The organism is Actinobacillus pleuropneumoniae, assembly GCF_003290385.1.
GTDB lineage: Bacteria > Pseudomonadota > Gammaproteobacteria > Enterobacterales > Pasteurellaceae > Actinobacillus > Actinobacillus lignieresii.
The window spans coordinates 1,029,576-1,051,790 of sequence record NZ_CP030753.1 but is presented as its reverse complement, the minus strand read 5'-3'; the positions used below and the strand labels follow the sequence as shown (position 1 = coordinate 1,051,790).

Here is a 22,215-nt window from a genome sequence, read left to right as displayed (position 1 = left end):
TTAAACGTTTTTTAAAGTACTGTCCGTACGACGCGCTTCATTTTTATGTACTAATTTATTTAATTGCGTTTCGAGTTTGGTTTCGACTTCATTAATCGCTAAATATAAATCTTCGTTATTTGCCTTCGCAAAAAGTTCTCCGACCGGGGTACCGATAGACGCTTCAACTTCATAACTATTCGGCAATTTATGGATCATAAAATGCGGATTGATTAACTGAGTTTGCCATTTTTCGAGTTTCGCTAAGCGTTCTTCAATATGAGTACGAATTGCAGGGGTTACATCCATTTGTTTGCTTGAAATATTGATTGTCATAGCATTTTCCTCTTTGTGAAGGGGTTATTAAGTTGATTTCAAAATATGACTTTTACTCCAAAATATCAAGTCAAAAAATGAAGCAAAATTTAAAAATTTGATCTACTTAACACTTTTTTAGTGTTTTTGATTATAATCTATCCGAAAAATTAGGATGGTAAAAAATGACTGAGAATAAAAACATTCCGCCGTTTGAGTTACGCTTCTTGCACCCGAAATATTGGGGGCTTTGGCTGGGGCTGGGGTTATTTAAATTAATTTTGTGTTTACCTTATCCGGTCTTGGTCGTATTAGGTAAGGGGGTGGGTAAACTGTTTGCCAAACTCGGTTTCGGTAAACGTAGAATGCGCATTGCACGCCGGAATTTAGAACTCTGCTTTCCGAATTATTCCGCCGAACATATTCAAACCATTTTGGATAAAAATGTGGAATCGGTCGGTATGGCGATTATTGAAACCGGTATGGCGTGGTTTTGGTCGGATAAGCGTATTCTTAAATGGTCGAAAATCGAAGGGCTGGAACATCTTAAAAATCAGCCGCAAGGAGCGGGGATTTTATTAGTCGGTGTGCATTTTCTCACGTTAGAAATGGGCGCACGCATTGTAGGGCTTCATCACCAAGGTGTGGGTGTTTATCGACCGAATGATAATCCGTTATTAGATTGGATTCAGTTTCGCGGCAGAGTACGCTCAAATAAGGCGATGCTCGATCGTAAAGACTTACGCGGTATGATTCGCGCTTTAAAAGCGGGCGAGACGATTTGGTATGCGCCGGATCATGATTACGGACGTAAAAATAGCGTATTCGTGCCGTTTTTTGCCGTAAATGAAGCTTGTACTACGGCGGGGACGCGAATGTTATTACGTTCCGCACCGAATATGGTGGTCGTGCCGTTCAGCCCGATTCGAAATGACGATTTTTCTGGATATACGGTAAAAGTCAGTCCGGCGGTTGATTTTAGTGAATGTAGTGATGAATTGGATACTGCAACCAAAATGAATAAAGTCGTTGAAACTGAAATTCTGAAAGAAGTCAGCCAATATATGTGGTTACATCGCCGGTTTAAAACACGCCCGCAAGAATCGGACAAGAGTTTATACGATTAAAATAAACCCGACATGAATTAATAGTGTCGGGTTTATTTTTTCTTTCCGTATTTTCTTTAATTTTTTAGTTGTTATTCGCAAAAAATACTTGCATATTTAAAGCGAATTTTGCAATCTAACAAAATATTGTACATAACAAAAAAATACAGGAGATGATTATGGCAACCCCACTATTTCACGGCAGTATTGTTGCGCTTGTCACGCCGATGACACACGGTGAAGTAAATTACGAAGAGTTAAAAAGATTGGTTGAACACCATGTTCAAGCCGGTACGCACGGTATCGTATCGGTCGGTACGACGGGTGAATCCACCACATTAAGTATTGATGAGAACGTGAAGGTAATCAAGAAAACCGTGGAGTTTGCAGACGGTCGTATTCCGATTATTGCCGGTACGGGTTCAAATGCAACCAGTGAAGCGATTATTTTAACCAAATTACTTACTAATAGCGGTGTTGCCGGCTGTTTAAGTGTGGTGCCTTATTATAATAAACCGACTCAAGAAGGGATGTATTTACACTATAAAGCAATCGCCGAAAGTACCGACTTACCGCAAATTTTATATAACGTACCGAGCCGTACCGGTAGCGATTTAAAACCGGAAACTATCGGTCGTTTAGCTGAAATTCCGAATATCGTCGGTGTTAAAGAAGCGACGGGCGATTTAACTCGTTTGCCTCTAATCAAAAAATTAGCCGGAGAAGATTTTATTTTCTTAAGCGGTGACGATGCAACGGGTCTAGAATCTATGAAACTCGGAGGTCAAGGTGTGATTTCCGTTACGAATAACGTTGCGGCAGCCGATATGGCGAAAATGTGCGAGCTTGCGTTAGCCGGTAAATTCGATGAAGCGGAAGCGATTAACCAACGTTTAATGGCGTTACACCACGATTTATTTATCGAAGCGAATCCGATTCCGGTAAAATGGGCGGCGTATAAATTAGGTTTAATCAGCGAGCCGAACTTACGTTTACCATTAACCACGTTATCTGAAGCGGCTCAACCTACCGTATTAGCCGCATTACAAAAAGCCGGTTTAATTTAACCGCTTGTTAGCACGATAAAGAAAGAAACCCCGTGATATAACGGGGTTTTTTGTTAGATAAGCGGTTAAATTTGCCGAAAAATTTGTAACGATTTGTTTAGAACAGCTCAACGACTTTGGCAAATACCATAATAACACCGTAAGCAAGCGGTACGGTAACGATAATCCAACGTAACCACACCATACAGCCGCCGTGTGCGACTTCTTCGGCAACGAGGTAAGTATCCGAAATAACCGTTTCATCACTTGGTTCCGCACTGTGCGCCGCGTCTTTCAACGGTAATTCGTGATGTTTTTCATGTACCGCTTTCACACTTAAATTACAGATAAGTCCGATAATCAATAATGCCGCCATAATATACATCGTAATACTGTAAGCCTGTGCCGCCGGTACGCCGTTATCGATTTGCATTTGGCGAATATAGTTTACTAGAACAGGGCCGATGACTGCGGCAGTGGACCAAGCAAGTAATACGCGTCCGTGAATAGCTCCGACTTGATAACTACCGAATAAATCACGCAGATAAGCAGGGATTGCTGCGAAACCGCCGCCGTACATGGAAATAATCACGCAGAAGCCGATTACAAATAGTGCTTTATTACCGCTTTCGCCTAATGAAGGAATAATAAAGTAAAGCACAGAGCCGAGTAAGAAGAAAACAGAGTATAAATTTTTACGTCCGATTTTGTCCGAAATACTCGACCAGAAGAAACGTCCGCCCATATTAAACAGACTGAGTAAGCCTACAAATCCGGCTGCCGCTAGGGTGCCGATTGCCGCTTGCTTACCGACGGAAACTTCCGAGAATAATTCTTGAATCATTACCGACGCCTGACCGAGAACCCCGATACCGGCGGTAACATTTAGACATAAAATCCAGAACAGTAGCCAGAACTGTGGTGTTTTCATCGCTTTATGCACACCGACATTATGCGAGCTTATCAATTTATTCTTAGGTTTACTTTCCACAAAACCTTTCGGTTTCCATTCCGGATGTGGTAGGCGAATAGTGAAGACGCCGAACATCATAAAAATGAAATAGAAAATACCTAATACGATAAAGGTTTCGACAATCCCTACCGATGTTGGGCTACTGAAGAAGTTCATTAACGCCACGGAAATTGGAGAGGCGAGCATTGCACCGCCGCCGAACCCCATAATGGCTAAACCGGTCGCCATTCCCGGTTTATCCGGGAACCATTTCATTAAGGTTGAAACCGGTCCGATATAACCTAGACCTAAACCGATGCCGCCGAGTACGCCGTTACCTAAATATAACAGCCATAAATTATGGGTATGTACACCGAATGCCGCAACAAGAAAACCTAAGCTAAAGCAAATGGTTGCGACGAACATCGCTTTACGAGGGCCTACACGTTCCATCCATGTACCGAATAATGCGGCGGAAGCTCCTAATACGGCAAGCGCGATACTAAATACCCAACCGACGGTGGTCAGTTTCCAGTCGTCCGCTACGGATTGAGTGATACCGATAACTTTAGTGAGCGGTGCATTGAAAACCGAGTAAGCGTAGATTTGTCCGATAGATAAATGTACGGCAAGGGCGGCGGGAGGAATTAACCAACGATTAAATTGCAAAGGCGCAATGGTTTTTTCACGATCTAAGAATGACATGGATGCTCCATTTAGAGATTATTAACAATAATTTAACGTAATTATAACAGCAGAAATCATTTGCGCAAACGTTTGCGTGAGAGGAGATTCAGTAAAAAAGCCTCTTTTTTTCAAAAGAGGCTTAATTGCGGAATAAATGGAAAATCAGACCGCTTGTAAATGAACTTGATAGGCTTGCAAGGTATTTTGCATTAACATCGCTACTGTCATCGGACCGACACCGCCCGGTACCGGCGTGATGAAGCTCGCTTTAGCTTCCGCAGCGGAGTATTCCACGTCACCGATTAATTTGCCTTCCACTCGGTTAATGCCGACATCAATCACAATCGCACCCGGTTTAATCCATTCACCTTTTACAAAGTTCGGTTTGCCGACTCCGGCAACCACAATATCCGCTTGCGAAACGTGATAAGCCAAATCTTTAGTGCGGCTATGTGTGACGGTAACGGTACAACCGGCAAGCAGTAGTTCCATCGCCATCGGACGACCGACAATATTTGAAGCGCCGACAACAACGGCATGTAATCCGGCGAGATTTACACCGGTACTTTCCAGTAATTTCATTACGCCGTATGGGGTGCAAGAGCGCAAGGTCGGGATTTTTTGGCATAAACGTCCGACATTGTAAGGGTGGAAACCGTCCACATCTTTATGCGGCACAATCGCTTCGGTAACTTTAGTCGCATCAATTTGCTTCGGTAGCGGTAATTGCACCAGAATGCCATCGACCGAATCGTCATGGTTTAATTGTTCGATAATCGCAAGTAATTCGGCTTCACCGGTTTCGGCAGGCAGATCGTACGATTTGGATTCGATACCGATTTCGGCACAACTTTTTCGTTTACTATTCACATACACCTGAGAGGCGGGATCCATTCCCACTAAAATCACCGCTAATCCCGGTTTACGTTTATCTTGTGCGGTATAGGCTTGAATTTGTTCGGCGATATTCGCTTTAACTTGCTTTGCCACCGCTGTGCCTGAAATAATGTGTGCCGTCATTGTTTCTCCCTTGATTCGATTAGATTGCAAACGTTTGCTATTTTGTCAGAAAACGGTTGATTTGCAAGTAGGTAAATTAAAGATCGCCATGTATAAATACGATTAAAGTTCAAACAGTTAAACGATAATACTTAAAAAAGAGATTGACGAAATTTAAGATAAGTCTATAATAAATCTCACTTTTCGTCGGCGAGTAGCGCAGCTTGGTAGCGCAACTGGTTTGGGACCAGTGGGTCGTAGGTTCAAATCCTATCTCGCCGACCACTTTACTCTTTCATAAATATTTCTTCCTTATATTTATCCCATTGCGCCCTTAGCTCAGCTGGATAGAGCAACGCCCTTCTAAGGCGTGGGTCAAAGGTTCGAATCCTTTAGGGCGTGCCATTTAATCCCTTTAAAATCAATCACTTATGGATTAATGAACAAGTTTTGATTTTGGTTCATTTTGCGAATGTTCCGTAAATATACCGTAGATTTCAACTTTGTTTGCGTGTTCCAGTAGGTGATCTGTATTGAAAGAATGCCTTATGATTTCTTAGAGTTTAGCCTGTTTAGATGAAAATAAGCGGTCAAATTTGACCGCTTATTAGTAAAGGAAGGGATTATTCAACTTGGAATAAGAACGGATTTAGGCCGCTGCGCGCAAAGCCTTTCTGTTCCATTTCCGCATCTAAGAATAGCGTGCCTAAATCGTCCGCAACCGGTTCTACGTGCGGATCTTTTTCTTGATAAAGCACTTTCAAATAACTTTCGCAATCGCCGCAACTTTCAGCTTTTACTGGCGCATCTACACTATCAATACTCCAATAATCCAATTTACCGCTTTGATCGCAAACGGAGCATTGCGAACGCACCATATTCCATTCGCTTTCGCATAGAGAGCAGTGTAAATAGCGTAAGCCTTGCGTATCGCCAAAATGTACCACGCTTACGATAGGTGCAGAGTCACAAACCGGACAAGTATGACGTTCGCCGACTTCCGTTTGCGTATTACGCGGTAGCTGTTGAGCTAATTGCGTCCAATAAAGCGATAACGCCGCCCATAAGAATACCGCTTTATCCGCACCGACCGCTTCATAACGCTCATTGAGTAAATCGTCGGCTAACGCTTCCAGTTCGGAAGTGGATGATTTCTCTAATAACTCAATCGTTGCCAACATCGTGTCGTTAGCATAGGGTTTAAATTTCTCAGTTAATAACAAAAGCAATTCGCGCCATTCGCTTGAACGCTTAAAGGTTTTGGCATTCAGCGGTTTTTGTCCGTTTGATTCTTCAATGCAAGCGGTTAATTTTTCCGCATAATTTGCAATGGGATGGTTTTCCAATAAATCTAACTGTACTTCGGAAAGATTCGCCGCAAATTCCAAGTAATCGCCGAACGGATTATTTTCAGCCAATTGGCGTAATCGTTTGGCGCGACGAAAATATAGGTTCTTCGGATTAGCGAATAATAAAGGCGGATTTTGAAACGAGCTTGCAGCTTGTTTAATTTCGTTTTCGGGTAAAATTCGGATACTCATATTATGTTCTCTCGTTAAATCTTGCTAAATTCCCTTAGTCAAAAGAAATTTAGCAAGTATTTAAAAATAAAGTGCGGTAAGTTTACCGCACTTGTATCTTTAAAAAGAATTAGTTATTTCTGTTCGCTTGTTTTTCAAGCTCGGGTAATACTTCTTCTTTAAGCCATTTCGGATGGTGTTTTTTCGCCCAACGAACGGTTACCCAACCTTCAACCATACCGCGGATAGAACCTTTCACCCAAAATGCCATATACATATGTACCAAAATACCGGTAAACAATGCGAAGGCACTAGCAGAGTGAAGCAAGATCGCAATACGTAAAGTTTGAATTGAGAAGTTATCGGAGAAATATTTTCTCCACATGATAATGCCCGTAATTAAAAGGGTGAACATTGCCAAAATCAAGGTCCAGAACAACATTTTCTGACCGAGGTTATATTTACCGTTATAAGCAACGGCGTGTTCGTTACCTTTTAATACTTCAACAATCCCTTTTGCCCAGCGAATATCGTTTTTCTCCGGGATATTATGATGCCAGTAAATGATCGCCATAATAATAAAGGCGACAAACATCACAATACCGGTAAACGGATGGATCGCTCGCGCAAGTTGCGGCGTACCTAAGATCTCGGTTAGCCATGCGAAATCCGGGAAGAAAAACGCCACACCGGTAAACATAGTTAAGAAGAACGAGATAACCAAGAACCAGTGGCTGACACGGGCAAGCGGTTTATGACGAACGATTTTGGTATCGTTCGTAATTTCAAATTTCTTACTCATGTTTTTCTCCTTCCTCATGGTGATCTTCAACATCTTCTTCAATGTTCGGACCAACGGTTACATAGTGTGCAACTTCAGCAAGTGCCAAGCCGCCCATTGCGATAGCCGCAACCGGTTTCAAGACGTCTTTCCAAAGTGTAACTGTCGGGTCGATACCCGGATCTTTCGGTAAACCGGAATATAATTCAGGTTTATCCGCATGGTGCAATACATACATTACGTGCGTACCGCCCACACCTTCCGGGTTATAAATACCGGCATTTTCGTAGCCGCGACTTTTCAGATCCGCAACACGTTGTTCACCGTAGTGAAGCATTTCTTCTTTAGAACCGAAACGAATAGCACCTGTCGGACAGGTTTTCACACATGCCGGTTCTTGACCTACGTTCACACGATCCACGCAAAGGGTACATTTGTACACACGGTTATCGTTGTCATTCATACGAGGAATGTTGAACGGACAACCCGCAATACAGTAACCGCAACCGATACATTTATCGGATTGGAAGTCCACGATACCGTTAGCATATTGAATGATTGCACCCGGTGCCGGACATGCTTTTAAGCAGCCCGGTTCCGCACAGTGCATACAACCGTCTTTGCGAATTAACCATTCCAAGCGGTCGTTTTCTTCCACTTCGTTGAACTTCATCACCGTCCATTGTTCGGCATTTAAGTCACGAGGGTTATCGTAAACCCCTACGCATTCTTCTTGCGGCGCACGAAGATCATTCCATTCCGAACAAGCCACTTGACAGGCTTTACAACCGATACAAGTCGAAACATCGATAAGTTTTGCAACTTCGACAACATGATCGCGCACTTGCGGTGGCGGTGTTACAAAAGAAGTTGCTGAGATTTTAATAATGTTTTGGTCTTGAACTGCTGACATTATGCCACCTCCGAAACTTTCTCAATGTTCACAAGGAACGTTTTATATTCAGGCGTTAAAGTATTACCGTCACCGACACGACCTGTAAGTCTATTGGCAAGGTGACCTTTATTACCCGCCGATTTAAATCCGCCGTGAATCGGGATACCGACCGTATGGATTTCTTTTCCGTCCGCCATAAGCGGTTTAATACGTTTAGTTACTACAACTTTAGTTTTAATATAACCGCGTTTTGAAGTAATTTTTACCGTATCGCCATGACTGATACCTTTGAGCGCGGCAAGTTGTTCGCTGATTTCTACGAACGGCTCAGGCTGTGTAATCATGTTTAATTGCGAGTGTTTAGTCCACCAGTGGAAATGCTCGGTTAAACGATAGGTTGTTCCTACGAATGGGAACTCGTCCGCCGTACCGAAGCGATCTTTATCACGCGGTAAAATACGTGCAACCGGGTTTGAAACCACATTCGGGTGTAACGGGTTAGTACCAATCGGTGTTTCAATCGGTTCATAGTGTTCCGGGAACGGACCTTCAGCCAATTGCGGTGCGAATAAATGCGAAACACCGTCATTTGTCATGATAAATGGTGATACGGAAGTATTCGGTGCCGCAGTACCGAAGTCCGCTACATCAATATAGTTCCAGTTTTTACCATTCCATTTAATTAACTGACGTTTAGGGTTCCAAGGTTTACCCGTTAAGTCCGCTGATGCTCTGTTATAGAGAACACGACGGTTAGCAGGCCATGCAAACGACCAACCTAGCGTATTACCTAGACCTGAAGGGTCGGAGTTATCACGGTTTGCCATTTGGTTACCTTTTTGCGTCCATTGACCGGTATAAATCCAGCAAGCGGAAGAGGTCGAACCGTCATTACGAAGTAAGGCGAAACTTGAAAGTAAATCGCCTTTTTTCGCAACTAAGTTACCGTTAGCATCATAAAGATCTTCTAATGCGTAACCGTTGTTTTCTTTCGCAATTTCGTCCGCTTTCGGCTCGAGCGGATTCGCATAATTCCAGCTCATCGCTTCAAAGCTTTCTAAACCTTTACCGCCTTCTTTGTGATACATTTCCATCATCACTTCACGGATTTCGGCAAGGATATCTACATCCGGTTTTGCTTCTTTCGGTGGTTCGGTCGCTTTCCAGTGCCATTGTAGCCAACGACCTGAGTTTGCAATCGAACCGTCTTCTTCCGCAAAACAAATACTTGGTAAACGGAATACTTCGGTTTGAATTTCCGCCGGGTTCACATCATTTAATTCACCATGGTTTTTCCAGAACTCCGAAGTATCGGTCGCTAACGGATCCATAATGACTAAGAATTTTAATTTACGTAATGCACTTGAAATTTTGTTTGAGTCAGGGTAAGACGCTAACGGGTTATAACCTTGGCAGAGATAACCGGTTACTTTACCTTCATCCATCATGTCAATAAAACGAAGATGGTCTAAACGGTATTTCAACTGTTTCGGTAAATAGTGATAACCGAATTCGTTGTCTTTGGTTGCTTTATCGCCGTAGAACGATTTCAGCATACTCACCATAAATTTCGGGGTGTTTTGCCAGTAGTTTACCTGACCTTCCACCGCTGTTTTCGGCGTAATACGATTTAAGAACGATTCAAGCGTTTTATCCGATTCTGTCGGTAACGGAATATAACCCGGTAACATATGAGGGAATAAGCCCATATCAGTCGTACCTTGTACGTTCGAGTGACCGCGTAATGCGTTTACGCCGCCGCCTGCCATACCGATATTACCTAATAGCAATTGGATAATCGCCATGGTACGAATATTTTGCGAACCAATCGTATGTTGTGTCCAACCTAACGCATATAAGAATGTCGTTGTTCTTTCCGGTGTAGCCGTTGATGCGATGGTTTGAGCAAATTCTAAGAATTTGTCTTGTTTGGTACCGCAAATACGTTCCACCATTTCCGGTGTATAACGTTCAACGTGTTTTTTCAATAAATTGATAACACAACGCGGATCTTGTAACGTCATATCACGTTTCGGCTGACCGTTTTCATCAAGCTGATAAGTCCAAGTCGATTTATCGTAGCTACGTTTTACTTCGTCGTAACCGGTAAATAAACCGTCTTCAAAACCAAAACCTTCGTTAATTAAGAAACTTGCGTTCGTGTAATGTTTAACGTATTCGTGTTGAATTTTATCGTTATCGAGTAGGTATTTGATTACGCCTGATAAGAACGTAATATCCGTACCGGAACGAATCGGAGAATAGAAATCCGCAACAGATGCCGTACGGTTAAAGCGTGGATCAACCACCATTAACTTCGCACCGTTTTGTTTTTTCGCTTCGATTGCCCAGCGGAAACCGACAGGGTGAGCTTCAGCGGCATTACCGCCCATTACTACCACTACGTCCGCATTTTTGATATCCACCCAGTGGTTTGTCATGGCACCGCGACCAAATGTTGGAGCAAGACTTGCTACCGTTGGTCCGTGTCAGGTACTCGCTACTTGGTCGATTACAACTAAACCGAGCGCACGAGCCCACTTTTGGGAAACAAGAGAGGTTTCGTTACTTGTTGCGGAACCGCAAAGTAAACCGGTGGTGGTCCAACGATTGACGACAGTTCCTTCTTCATTGACATCTTGCCAGTTCGCATCGCGGTCTTCTTTCATTAATTTTGCAATACGATGAATCGCGTCGTGCCAAGAAATTCGTTCCCATTTATCCGAACCCGGCGCGCGGTATTCAGGATATTGTAAACGATTCGGACTGTTTACATAGTCTAATACGCCTGCGCCTTTAGGACAAAGTGCGCCGCGACTTACCGGATGGTCAGGATCGCCTTCCACATGGAAAAGTTTTCCTCTTGAATTCATTGCACCGTCGCCGAGGCTATACATCAACATACCACAGCCGACAGAACAGTATGTACAGGTTTGGCGAGTTTCTTTTGCACGCAAAAGTTTATATTCGCGCGGGGCTGCCAATGCGGTTGCCGGGGCAAAGCCCAACATCGCCGCAGAAGTACCCGCCATACCACCTGCACAGACCTTAAAGAACTTACGTCTTGAGATCTGCATAATCACTCCTAAAAATAGAACATTAACCACAAATTAATGTAAATAACCAACACTTTAACTGCATCGCAATACATTTAAAGTAAAGGCTATTATTTACCTTTAAAGATAATAAGCCATACCTCATCGTAAGTAAAAACAGCATTATTTACACTGGATTTGATATAACTTAAATATTCGGTGTAATAGTATCAGAATCAGAAAATTTTATAAGGCTTTTTTTCAATTTTTTAACAATTTTTCCCTAGTAAATACAAGAAAAAATCGCAAAAATGTTAAAAAAATGTTAATTAATGAGAATGATTTTTATTGTGCGAAAAATAAAGTGAGTATAGACTGTAATAAAACCTATATATTTCTATTCATAAAAAAATTGTAAAATAAATAATATGGTATTAGCGTATTAAAGATAGGATAAGTGATGAATATAATCACACAAACACAAGCGGTTAAATTACAGCAATTTGTTACGACCGAATTTCAAGAAAACCTTATTTGTGAGGTACCGGTGGCATTAGTATATAACGGGATTTCTCATGCGGTAATGATGACGACTCCACAAGATTTGGAAGATTTTGCATTAGGTTTTTCATTGGCGGAAGGTATTTTAACCGATAAACAAGAATTATACGGCTTAGATGTGATTGAGCAATGCAACGGCATTGAAGTACAAATGGAGATCGCTACTCGCCAATTTGTGGCATTGAAAGAAAAGCGCCGTTCGATGACCGGCAGAACCGGCTGTGGAATTTGCGGGGTAGAGCAGTTGGAACAAGTCAGTCAAAGTTGCAAATTTTTGCAAAAAAACGACCGCTTGCAAGCGGTAAATCCGCAAATATTCGATGCTTGTTTACAGCAACTCGAGCAAGCGCAACGGTTGGCTCAACAAACCGGCGCAAGCCATGCGGCGGTCTTTTTTTCTCCGCAGGGGGAATTGCTTGCAATTCGAGAAGACGTCGGCAGACACGTAGCGTTGGATAAATTGATCGGTTGGTATGCGAAAGCGGGTAAACCGCTCGGTTTTGTGTTTGTGACCAGCCGCGCCAGTTTTGAGATGGTGCAAAAATGTTTGGCGGTCGGAATTGAAATGTTATGCGCAATTTCCGCAACAACCGCACTAGCGGTAGAAATTGCTCAAGCGCATGATTTTACCTTGAGCGCTTTTACTCGCAAAGGAAAAGCGACCGTGTATTCCGGAGAGAAACGTTTATTCTCGGAGAAAGCATAATATGGAAATCGCTTTCTTATTAGCAGAGAAAATCGCTCAATTAACTATCATTGTGTTGCTTGGTTATTTGTTGGTGAAGCTGAAATTGCTGACTTCGGAACAAAGCTATCCGATTTCGGTTATCGGGCTGTATATTATTAGCCCGTCTATGCTGATTACCGCTTTTCAAATCGAATATTCGGAAGCCATTCTACACGGCTTATATCTGTCTTTCGGTATGGCGATTTTGTTAAGCGGTTTGCTGATTTTAATAGGCAAAATATTAAAACCGATTTTCAAATTAAGTAATTTGGAACACGCCACCGCTATTTATTCCAATTCTGGAAATTTGATTATTCCTCTGGTCGCTTCGCTATTTGGCAATGAATGGGTGATTTATGCCACCGGTTTTATGGTGGTACAGAATTTCTTGTTTTGGTCGCATTTACGGATGTTATTGTGCGGTAAGGGCGAGGTGTCGTTTAAGAAGATCGTTACCAATATCAATATTCTTGCGATTGTGATCGGTATGTTGTTGTTCCTGTTACAAATAAAATTGCCGAATGTGATTGGCGGTACTTTGGCTTGGCTCGGCGATATGATCGGACCGATGGCGATGTTAGTGGCGGGAATGTTGATTGCATCGATTCCGGTTAAAGAGATTATGACGGATAAGCGTATTTATCTGGTTTCGTTTCTTCGTTTGATTTTTATCCCGCTGATTTTATTAGTGATTGTGAAAGCGTTCGACTTTGGCAGTTGGGTGGCGGAAAACGGTGCGACTATTGCGATGATTAGCTTTTTAGCAACCACCAGCCCTTCAGCGGCAACCGTTACGCAAATGGCGGTGGTGTATAAGCAAGATGCAAGAAAAGCCAGTGCGATTTACGGAGTAACCACCTTGCTTTGTGTATTCACGATGCCGTTGATTATTGCCTTATATCAGTGGCTTTAAGACAAAAGCAAGCGGTCTGTTTTGTGAAATATTTTGCAAATACTTTCCTAAAACAGACCGCTTGTTTATGGCTTTTCAGTTGTTACTGACCTAAGCTGCCGGCGCCGAACATAATAGCAAATAGTGCCATTTGTAATTCCGATTCCGATACCTCTCTACCGTTTAACGTCACTTTGCCGTTTTCAATGCTCAGTGCCGTTTTTATACTTTCGGCATCAACGATTGCCAATGTAGATTGTTGTGCGCTATTCGTTAATTCCTGAACAAGCAGTTTGGCATTTTCTTCCGGTGTGCCGACGTAATCTTCCGCTGAAACGGATAGCCATTGGGTTGCAAATTCTTCACTTGCCGCAAGATTTAAATTGAGGTTTAAATGGGACGGCTTAAAGATTTTCAATATCTCTTGAATAGAGCCCGCTTGTGACAGTTGGGCGATATCAAATTTATCCAAATCCAAGTTAAGGTTGAAGGTGTTTTTACCTTTAGCGTTTTCAAGCGAAAGCTCACTGATTTTTAATTTCGGTGCTTGGCTTACCAATGCCATTACGGCCGATTGAACCTGTTGTTCTACCTCCGGCGATTCGTTCTCCAATTTATCCGACAGTAACATTAATTCATTAAACGATTTGGCATCCATATCCATTGCGATATCCGCTTGGAATTTACCTAAATCCGCAGTTTTGTTACCTTCGGACCAATCCGTTTTAATCGAAAAACTACCGCTGCTTAGCATACGATCGTCGGCTATTTTACTGGTACCTTTAGAGGTAAACTCATTGAGGTTTACAATCCGATTTTTATCGTTAGCAAAGGCAAGTTTTTTAAATGAAATTTGGTAATCGCCGATGCCTTTTAATTCGGGATATTTCGTATCTTTAATATAGTCGGCATCATAATTTAAATCGGTAATTTCAATTTTCTCGTCATTTTCCTGACTTTTGATTTTAATAAAATCCGCATTGAGTTTCTGTTTACCGAAACCGGTATAGTCGCCTTCAAAATGAATTTTTGAGGTTTCGACGGTTTCGGATTTGACCGGATTCAGCGTCGCGTTACCGGCGACTTCACCGGCGTAATTTACATCCGTGGTCGCAACCAAAATTTCATGATTGACAAAATAGGTTTTGATATGCTCATCAACCGCGGAAAGACGAGATTCGCCGCTTAATAACATTGGCATTAGATTACCTTTTAATAAGCGGTTTAGCGGGATAGGACCGTGATAAACTTTATCGTTGCCTTTAAACGTAAAGGTTTTTTCTCCGTCTTTAATATTCACGTTATATTGAACGTCGGAACTAAAAACGCCTTTAGTTAGTTTCACCTCACTAATCTCGGCGTTTACGCCGTAAAGATTTAAACCTTTTAAGCTGCCGTTAAGTTGCTCAAGTAAGGCAGGATAACGTTGTTCGATTTGATTACCGGTGTACCATGCACCGCCGGTCGTCACGGCGGCTAATACCATAATCGCGGATAATGCCATTGTTGATTTTTTCATTATAGAATCCTTAAAGAAAGCGCGGAACGATAGCTAGATTCTAATAAAAAACCGGACGATTGTAAAAGTCCGGTTTTTTAGTCAAGTATCTTATTGTTCGGCTTGTCGGATTAGCCATTCGCAAGGTTCGAAACGTTTGCCGTATTGTTTAGTGTGTAAGCGTAATTGCCGTACGATTTCTTTTGCACCGATTTTTTCGATATAGGCATAGATACCGCCTCGAAACTCCGGAAAGCCCATTGCGAGAACGGAAGCGACATTACCTTCGTCGGTCGAGGCGATAATCTTATCCTGTAAACACCAAGCCGCTTCGTTGAGCATACGTAACAGGCAACGGCGGACAATCTGTTCGGATTCCAAATCGTTACGGGCAATGGTTTCCATCACGTGATAAATGCTTTTATCTTCCTGTAAACGTTCTCCGAAGCGATCATACATATAGAAACCGCGTTTGTTTTTACAGCCTTTACGTTCATTTCGGAACAATAAATCAACCGCTTGAGGCAAACTGAAACGGCTGCCTAATTCGCTGACTAAAGCCGAGTTCGATTTGACCAATACATCCAGCCCCATTTCGTCGATCATGGCAAGCGGGCCTAATTTGAAGCCGAATTCTTGTAACGAACGATCGATAAATTCAATCGATTCGCCGTCAATTAAACATTGCACCGCTTCAAGCAGTAACGGCGTTAAAACTCGATTAATAAAAAAGCCCTGCTTATCGGCAACCAACAACGGGATTTTGCCTTGTTGAATGGCAAAATGAATCGCCGTCGCAATCGTATGTTCGCCGGTTGCGCTATGCGGTATGATTTCCACCATTTTTTGCGTGGTAACCGGGCTGAAATAATGTAGCCCGATTACGTTTTCCGGACGAATCGCACAAGCCGCAATATCTTTAATCGCAAAGGTTGAAGTATTCGTTGCAAAAATGGTTTGTTCACTATAGTAGCTTTCACTTTCGGCTAACATCCGTTGTTTAAGTTTGAGATCTTCATACACCGCTTCAATCACAAAATCGGTTGATTTTGCCGCCACTAATCGCTCTCCGCCGGTAATCAGATTCATACGTTGGATCATTTCACCGTGATTAAGCTGATTTTTATCCGTTGCTTTTTGCATTAATTCAAAGCAGGTACGTAAGGCTTTACGAATTTCCGACGGATGAATATCTTTTATGCGAACCGGTACTTTAGCATTGTTGGCGGTTAAATAAGCAATACCGGCGCCCATATAGCCCGAACCTAAAATACTGACTTGAGCGACATCACGTACATTACCTCGAATACGATATTTATCCTTCATTGCCCGTTCGGTTTTCTTTAATTCGATTAATACTTGTGAGGTTGCGCTATTAAACAATTTGACAAAGGCTTGTTGTTCGAGCATTAACCCTTGTTTAAAGTGCGGCTCTTTGAGCAGTTCCATCAGTTTGGCAACCGCAGGGTAATTACCGAACGTTTTAAGCCAAATCGCATTTTCCGTACGATCAAGCAATTTTTCGCGTAAGAACGAATTACCTTCGATCTGCTTACGCCATTTTTTAAAGAAAGTAAGCGGTTTTTTATGATTGGCTTTTTGAATTTTCTTCTCTAGTAAGAGTTGATAAGCATCGGTTAAAAGACGAGTTTTAGGAACCAATCGATCAACCAAACCCAATCCTTTGGCGGTTTCGGCAGTTATTTTTTCGCCGAATAACATTAACGGTAGCGCGGAACGTAAACCGATTAAACGCGGTAAACGTTGCGTACCGCCGGCAAAAGGTAATAAGCCGGAACGGACTTGCGGCATCGCAAAGAAAGTATGCGATTCATCACTGGCGATACGGTAATCGCAAGCTAAGGAAAGTTCCAGACCGACACTAAAGCAATTCCCGTCGATAGCGGCGACAATTGGCATTTTCAGCGTATTTAACTCTCGCATAATCGCTTGCGCATCTTGGGAAAAAGCAAGTAATTGCTCATTTGTCTTGTTTTTGAAAAGGCTCGGTTTTAAGCCCTGAATAAAATGATTTGCCCGTGTCGAAATAAAAATCGCACCTTGTACCTGACGATAAATCAGCGTACCGATAACTTCTCTTAATTCGCCGGCAAAATTTTCGGGAAGCCAGTTTTCATCATTATCAATAGAGTGAATGCGAATGATGGCAATCTGATTTTCATCTACTTCGACTTGAAACATTGGTTGCTGAATGGGTTGTTCTGTCATGGATTGTCCTTATTCGCTTTCTAATACCATTGCCGCCCCTAAGCCGCCTAAACCGCCGGAGGCGACTAATGAAATACCGCCGCCTTTACGTTTTAGCGCATAGAGTGACTGAATCACGGTACGCAAACTGGTTACCGCACGAGGATTGCCGAAAGCGATAGAGCCGCCTAAATGATTAAGTTTATCCATATCGATTTTACCTAAACAAGCGGTTCGATTTAGCTGTTTTTTTGCAAAGTTGTCCGATTCGAAAAAGCGAATATTCGCTAATATTTGGCTGGCGGACGATTCGTGGATATCAATGTAATCCATATCGGACAAACTTAATTCGGCGCGATCTAACGCTTGCGCGGCGGCGATGGTTGCACCGGCGAACATATCTTGCCAAATATCGTTACCGGTAATCGCATAACTGCGAATATAGCCTAACGGCATTAAACCGAGTGCTTTAGCTCTCGACTCGTTCATTAACAGCACGGCGGCGGCTCCGTCCATCGGTTGAGGCATATTGGCTTCGGTGACGGTGGCATATTCTTTATCGACAATCGGCGAGAAACGTTGGTAATAGCTTGCTCGAGTTGCCGCGGAAATTAACGTATCCGAAACGACAAAATCTTTATAAGGGCGAGGAAAAGACGGCATCACTTCTTCTTTTAATAAACCGATTTTCCAAGCGTCGGAGGCTCTTTGATTGGATAAGCGAGCGTATTCGTCTTGTTCCGCTCGGCTTATGTGATTATCTTGCGCCATTTGTTCGGATACTTCCGCTACTGACATTTGTGTGGTGAAATCACGTAAATTAACGCCGTGCGGTTTGAGATCTCGCCAAGAAAAATGACGAAAACGGCGATATTTTTCCTCGAGCGTTTCCGCATTAAAAATAGATTTTAATTTATAAATAACCCGAGAACTGATACTTAACGGCGCATTTGAAATTGAATCGGCTCCTCCGGCAATACCTGCACTAATCGAACCGCTGACAATACTGCCGGCAACATTGGCAATCGCTTGTAAACCGGATAAACAGGAGCTACTGATGCTATAAGATTGCAGTTTTGGCATATTCAGTGCCAAGGCGATTTCTCTTGCCGGATTCGGAATGTCGGGTTGCTGAATTACTTGCCCGAAGACCAGTTGTTCGATTTCGTGATGTTCAATCGCCGTGCGGCTGAGTAATTCGTTGGTTACCATCGTACCAAGGCTGGTGGCATACGCATCTTTAAAGCCGGTATCTTTACGCGCAAACGGCGTTCTTAGCCCCGATACAATCGCAACACGCTCGCCTTTGGTTGTCAGTAACTGCTGATTCGGCATGATTTGTCCTTAATCAAGAGGAAAGTCGGAATTGGAAAATAACATTGTAGCATTGTTAGTTTGAAAATAGATTAAGCATAAGAAAAGAACTACGCACGAATGCTAAAGTTATGCAGAGCGAAATGATATACGACAAGCGATGATATTTTCACAATATTTTGCAAAACCTCGGGAAAATATCACCGCGTGTTACGCAAGACAGAGAATAGTTATTCGCTTTTCTCTTTGTATTCGCATAAATCTTCAATAATACAAGAACCGCAACGAGGCTTGCGGGCAATGCAGGTGTAGCGACCGTGTAAAATTAGCCAATGATGTACGTCCACTTTGAATTCGGCGGGGACGACTTTAAGTAATTTTTCTTCCACTTTGACTACGTCTTTACCGGGAGCGAATCCGGTACGGTTGGACACGCGAAAAATATGCGTATCGACCGCAATGGTCGGGTGACCGAAGGCGGTATTGAGTACGACGTTTGCGGTTTTACGCCCGACACCGGCAAGCGCTTCCAAGGCTTCGCGATTTTCCGGCACTTCACCGTTATGTTTTTCAATTAAATCACGGCAGGTTTTGATGATGTTTTCCGCTTTACTGTTAAAAAGCCCGATAGTTTTAATATATTCCTTCAAACCGTCCACGCCTAAATCTAAAATGGCTTGCGGCGTGTTAGCGACCGGAAACAGTTTATCGGTCGCTTTATTTACCCCTTTATCGGTTGCTTGGGCGGAAAGAATAACCGCAATCAGTAATTCAAACGGATTACTGTAATTCAGCTCCGTGGTCGGATGCGGATTTTCATTGCGTAAACGGGTTAAAATTTCAATTCGTTTTGCTTGATTCATTTATATTCCTAGAAAAGATAAGAATCCTTGTTCGTATAACATTTTGATTACCATAAGAAATGACATGGTAACTAACATCGGACGTACCAGTTTTTTACCTTTGGTTACCACCATTCTCGCCCCTAAAGTGCCGCCGATAAATTGACCAATCATCATAATAAAACCGATTTTCCATAAAATCGCACCGCCCAACATAAAAAAGATGAGTGAGGCAAAATTAGAGGTAAAGTTCAGTACTTTGGCATGAGCGACCGCTTTCGGTAAATTAAAGCCGAGTAATAAGATAAAGGCTAAGGTAAAAAACGAACCGGTTGCCGGTCCGAACATACCGTCATAAAAACCGATACCGGCGGCGGCACTAAAGGCAAATAACGGAAAACTGATACGTTGTTTTCTGTCCTCGTTGCCGACCGTCGGGCTAAATAGAAAATAAATGCCGATAATTAACACTAAAAAAGGTAATAACATTTTAAGTGAATTGACATCGATCATTTGCACGAAGATTGTACCGCAAGCCGCACCGATAAAGGTCAATAGAATCAATAGGGAAATTTGTCTGAGATTAACCGCTTTTTGGCGCACAAAATAAAGCGAAGCGGAAAACGAGCCGCCGCAGGCTTGTAATTTATTGGTGCCGAGCGCCATAGTCGGCGGTATGCCGGCGGAAAGCAGAGCGGGAATCGTGAGTAACCCGCCGCCGCCGGCTATCGCATCAATAAAGCCGGCGATCGTTGCTATCGTGAATAACATCGCTAAAACATCAAACGAAAGTTCCATAAATATCCTTTTTTAATAAATGACCATCTCATCAATATGTACGGCGACGGAACCGAATTCATAACCGAGCAGAGACTCAATCTCTTTCGATTTTTTTCCTTTAATACGAATTAACGCATCGCTGTTATAACGAGCAAGCCCCAAAGCAAGCGCTTTACCTTCTTGGTTAAAAATTTTCACTACTTCGCCTCGGCTAAAGACGCCGTTAATCTCGGAAACACCGACCGGCAGTAATGATTTATGTTGTAATAATGCGGCTTCCGCCCCTTTATCCACCACAAGCGAGCCGACTTGCGGAGCGGCGAATAACCATTGTTTACGACCTTCCAAGCGGTCGGATTGTACTAAAAACTTACTACCGATGGATTCGCCGTTAGCTAAATCGACCAATACGTTTGCACGAGAGCCTGAAGCGATAACGGTTTCGACACCGGAACGCGTAGCAATATCGGCGGCGGTAATTTTAGTACTCATACCGCCGGTGCCGAGTCCAGTGACGCTACCGCCCGCCATTTGGCGGATTTCAGGCGTGATTTTTTCCACGACGGACAGTAATTTCGCTTGCGGATTTGAACGCGGATCGGAATCAAATAAGCCTTCTTGGTCGGTTAAAAGATAAAGTTGATCGGCATGCGCTAGAATCGCAACCAACGCGGAAAGATTGTCATTATCGCCGACTTTAAATTCTTCGGTGGCAACAGTGTCGTTTTCATTGATCACAGGAATGATTTTTTGCTCTAACAAGGCATTTAAGGTATCGCGTGCATTTAAAAAACGTTCGCGATCATCAATATCGGCACGGGTTAATAAAATTTGCCCGATATGAATGCCGTAAATATCGAATAAATTTTCCCAAGTACGGATTAGCTGACTTTGCCCGACTGCGGCAAGCATTTGTTTATAGGCGAGTGTTTTGGGAAGTTCGGGATGACCTAAATAATCTCTGCCGGCTGCTGCGGCTCCGGAGGTGACGACAATCACTCGATGATGTTGATGAAGTTGAGCTATTTGTTTAACTAATTCCAGCATATAAGGACGGCTTAAACTCTTTCCGCCGTGCGTAAGAGTACTGGTGCCGAATTTAATCACAATTGTCTTTTGCATAGTTTTATCCCGATAAAAAATTTAGTACCAAAGTATCACTTTTATTTGTTAAAATCACGCCTAATTTTGTTGAAAAGGAAGAAAAAATGAAGATAAGTTTAATTGTCGCCAGAACCTTAAATCATGTGATTGGTAAAGAGAATCAAATGCCATGGAATTTACCGGTGGATTTGGCTTGGTTTCGACAAAATACGCTAGGTAAGCCGGTGATTATGGGGCGCAAAACCTATGAATCTATCGGACGACTTTTACCGAAACGACCGAATATTATTTTGTCACGTTCCGGCTTTTGTGTGGAAGGAGCTTATACGGCGCAAAATTTTGCACAAGCGGCCGAATTAGCCGAAACTTTTGCAAATACGGATGAAATTATGGTAATCGGCGGCGGTGAGTTATTTAAACAAACGATTCCGCAAGCGGACAGACTTTATTTAACGGAAATTCAAGCCGAAATCGAGGGCGATACGCTGTTTGAGTTTGACGAATCGAATTGGACGTTAGTGGAAGAAAAATGGTCGGAAATTGACGAGCAAAACGCCTATCGTTGCCGCTTTATGATTTTAGAGAGAAAATAAAACGCTTATTTTATAAGCAAACAATTAATCTTTACAAAACGCAAACCTTTGCATTTCTATTGCTTAAACACAAAATAAAAAAGAAAGCGTACAATCGGTCCGACAATTTTATTTAAAGGAGTAAATATGGATTACGTTGAACTGCTAGGTTATGCGGCAATGGGATTTGTCGGTTTATCTTTTGTATTAAAAGATGTGATTAAGCTCCGGTTGATTAATGCGATTGGTTGCGTACTGTTTGTGATTTACGGCTTTTTTATCGGTTCCGTTCCGGTAATGGTGATGAATTTATTTGTGGCGTCACTGAATTTTTATTTTGTCTTTAAAAATCGGCATAAACCACAAGAAATCAATTCGTAAGATTTTAACTAAAACAGACCG

General features: G+C 42.5%; 19 protein-coding genes and 2 tRNA genes. 8 read left to right on the top strand and 13 right to left on the bottom strand.

The genetic code is table 11. The annotated features are described in order from the left end of the window. The gene (gene hpf, locus DRF63_RS04790; protein WP_005597433.1) at window positions 1–315 is read right to left on the bottom strand and encodes a ribosome hibernation-promoting factor, HPF/YfiA family; all 315 of its coding nucleotides are present in this window, start codon (window positions 313–315) and stop codon (window positions 1–3) included. Window positions 316–479: 164 nt separating this feature from the next. Here hpf and DRF63_RS04785 point away from each other — a divergent pair, with 164 nt between their 5' ends. Together DRF63_RS04785 and dapA are read left to right on the top strand one after the other, a co-directional pair. After that, a complete protein-coding gene (locus DRF63_RS04785; RefSeq protein ID WP_005597431.1) occupies window positions 480–1,421 on the top strand; it encodes a Kdo(2)-lipid IV(A) acyltransferase in 942 nt (313 codons plus the stop codon). A gap of 152 nt (window positions 1,422–1,573) precedes the next feature. Then, window positions 1,574–2,467 (top strand): 4-hydroxy-tetrahydrodipicolinate synthase, encoded by an 894-nt coding sequence (gene dapA / locus DRF63_RS04780; RefSeq protein ID WP_005597428.1) that lies wholly within the window; start codon window positions 1,574–1,576, stop codon window positions 2,465–2,467. 97 nt (window positions 2,468–2,564) lie between these two features. Here the strand turns inward: dapA and DRF63_RS04775 are convergent, their stop codons facing one another. Together DRF63_RS04775 and folD are read right to left on the bottom strand one after the other, a co-directional pair. Beyond that, entirely contained in the window at window positions 2,565–4,103 is a 1,539-nt protein-coding gene (locus DRF63_RS04775; protein ID WP_005597426.1) for an L-lactate MFS transporter, read from the bottom strand. A 144-nt stretch (window positions 4,104–4,247) separates the two neighbouring features. Next, window positions 4,248–5,105, bottom strand: a complete 858-nt coding sequence (folD, locus tag DRF63_RS04770; protein ID WP_005597425.1) for a bifunctional methylenetetrahydrofolate dehydrogenase/methenyltetrahydrofolate cyclohydrolase FolD — start codon at window positions 5,103–5,105, stop codon at window positions 4,248–4,250. A 187-nt stretch (window positions 5,106–5,292) separates the two neighbouring features. Between folD and DRF63_RS04765 the strand changes: the two genes are divergently transcribed. Next, window positions 5,293–5,369: transfer RNA gene (locus DRF63_RS04765), tRNA-Pro, on the top strand. A gap of 43 nt (window positions 5,370–5,412) precedes the next feature. Beyond that, window positions 5,413–5,489 (top strand) — tRNA-Arg (locus DRF63_RS04760). A 218-nt stretch (window positions 5,490–5,707) separates the two neighbouring features. Here DRF63_RS04760 and fdhE read toward each other — a convergent pair. The 4 genes from fdhE to fdnG all read right to left on the bottom strand — a co-directional run bounded on the left by fdhE (window position 5,708) and on the right by fdnG (window position 11,357). Next, window positions 5,708–6,625 carry a formate dehydrogenase accessory protein FdhE gene (gene fdhE / locus DRF63_RS04755; RefSeq protein ID WP_005597424.1) on the bottom strand — a complete coding sequence of 306 codons (918 nt, stop codon included), beginning with the start codon at window positions 6,623–6,625 and terminating at the stop codon, window positions 5,708–5,710. Window positions 6,626–6,734: 109 nt separating this feature from the next. Beyond that, complete coding sequence (locus DRF63_RS04750) at window positions 6,735–7,406, bottom strand: formate dehydrogenase subunit gamma (RefSeq protein ID WP_005597421.1); 672 nt, start codon at window positions 7,404–7,406, stop codon at window positions 6,735–6,737. After that, complete coding sequence (gene fdxH / locus DRF63_RS04745) at window positions 7,399–8,298, bottom strand: formate dehydrogenase subunit beta (protein ID WP_005601225.1); 900 nt, start codon at window positions 8,296–8,298, stop codon at window positions 7,399–7,401. Before fdxH ends, DRF63_RS04750 begins: the two co-directional genes overlap by 8 nt. After that, on the bottom strand, window positions 8,298–11,357 hold the full coding sequence (fdnG, locus tag DRF63_RS04740) for a formate dehydrogenase-N subunit alpha (protein ID WP_144435022.1): 3,060 nt from the start codon (window positions 11,355–11,357) through the stop codon (window positions 8,298–8,300). Before fdnG ends, fdxH begins: the two co-directional genes overlap by 1 nt. 418 nt (window positions 11,358–11,775) lie before the next feature. On the opposite strand from fdnG, the gene fdhD reads away from it, so the two are divergent. Both fdhD and DRF63_RS04725 read left to right on the top strand, forming a co-directional pair. Further along, entirely contained in the window at window positions 11,776–12,582 is an 807-nt protein-coding gene (gene fdhD, locus DRF63_RS04730; RefSeq protein WP_005597412.1) for a formate dehydrogenase accessory sulfurtransferase FdhD, read from the top strand. Between the two features lies 1 nt (window position 12,583). Continuing rightward, entirely contained in the window at window positions 12,584–13,516 is a 933-nt protein-coding gene (locus DRF63_RS04725) for an AEC family transporter (RefSeq protein ID WP_005597410.1), read from the top strand. A gap of 82 nt (window positions 13,517–13,598) precedes the next feature. Here DRF63_RS04725 and DRF63_RS04720 read toward each other — a convergent pair whose 3' ends face one another. The 6 genes from DRF63_RS04720 to proB form a co-directional block, all read right to left on the bottom strand. Then, on the bottom strand, window positions 13,599–15,014 hold the full coding sequence (locus DRF63_RS04720) for a YdgA family protein (protein ID WP_005597408.1): 1,416 nt from the start codon (window positions 15,012–15,014) through the stop codon (window positions 13,599–13,601). Between the two features lie 90 nt (window positions 15,015–15,104). Then, a complete protein-coding gene (locus tag DRF63_RS04715) occupies window positions 15,105–17,222 on the bottom strand; it encodes a 3-hydroxyacyl-CoA dehydrogenase NAD-binding domain-containing protein (protein WP_005597407.1) in 2,118 nt (705 codons plus the stop codon). A gap of 9 nt (window positions 17,223–17,231) precedes the next feature. After that, window positions 17,232–18,536, bottom strand: coding sequence for an acetyl-CoA C-acyltransferase (locus DRF63_RS04710; protein WP_005597405.1), 1,305 nt, complete (start codon window positions 18,534–18,536; stop codon window positions 17,232–17,234). 209 nt (window positions 18,537–18,745) lie between these two features. Next, window positions 18,746–19,378 carry an endonuclease III gene (nth, locus tag DRF63_RS04705; RefSeq protein ID WP_005597404.1) on the bottom strand — a complete coding sequence of 211 codons (633 nt, stop codon included), beginning with the start codon at window positions 19,376–19,378 and terminating at the stop codon, window positions 18,746–18,748. Further along, the gene (locus DRF63_RS04700; protein ID WP_005597402.1) at window positions 19,379–20,155 is read right to left on the bottom strand and encodes a TSUP family transporter; all 777 of its coding nucleotides are present in this window, start codon (window positions 20,153–20,155) and stop codon (window positions 19,379–19,381) included. Between the two features lie 12 nt (window positions 20,156–20,167). Next, the gene (gene proB / locus DRF63_RS04695; protein WP_005597401.1) at window positions 20,168–21,259 is read right to left on the bottom strand and encodes a glutamate 5-kinase; all 1,092 of its coding nucleotides are present in this window, start codon (window positions 21,257–21,259) and stop codon (window positions 20,168–20,170) included. An 86-nt stretch (window positions 21,260–21,345) separates the two neighbouring features. Between proB and folA the strand changes: the two genes are divergently transcribed. Together folA and DRF63_RS04685 are read left to right on the top strand one after the other, a co-directional pair. Continuing rightward, window positions 21,346–21,834 (top strand): type 3 dihydrofolate reductase, encoded by a 489-nt coding sequence (folA, locus tag DRF63_RS04690; RefSeq protein WP_005597400.1) that lies wholly within the window; start codon window positions 21,346–21,348, stop codon window positions 21,832–21,834. A 126-nt stretch (window positions 21,835–21,960) separates the two neighbouring features. Next, window positions 21,961–22,194 (top strand): YgjV family protein, encoded by a 234-nt coding sequence (locus DRF63_RS04685; protein WP_005597399.1) that lies wholly within the window; start codon window positions 21,961–21,963, stop codon window positions 22,192–22,194. Window positions 22,195–22,215: the final 21 nt, after the last annotated feature.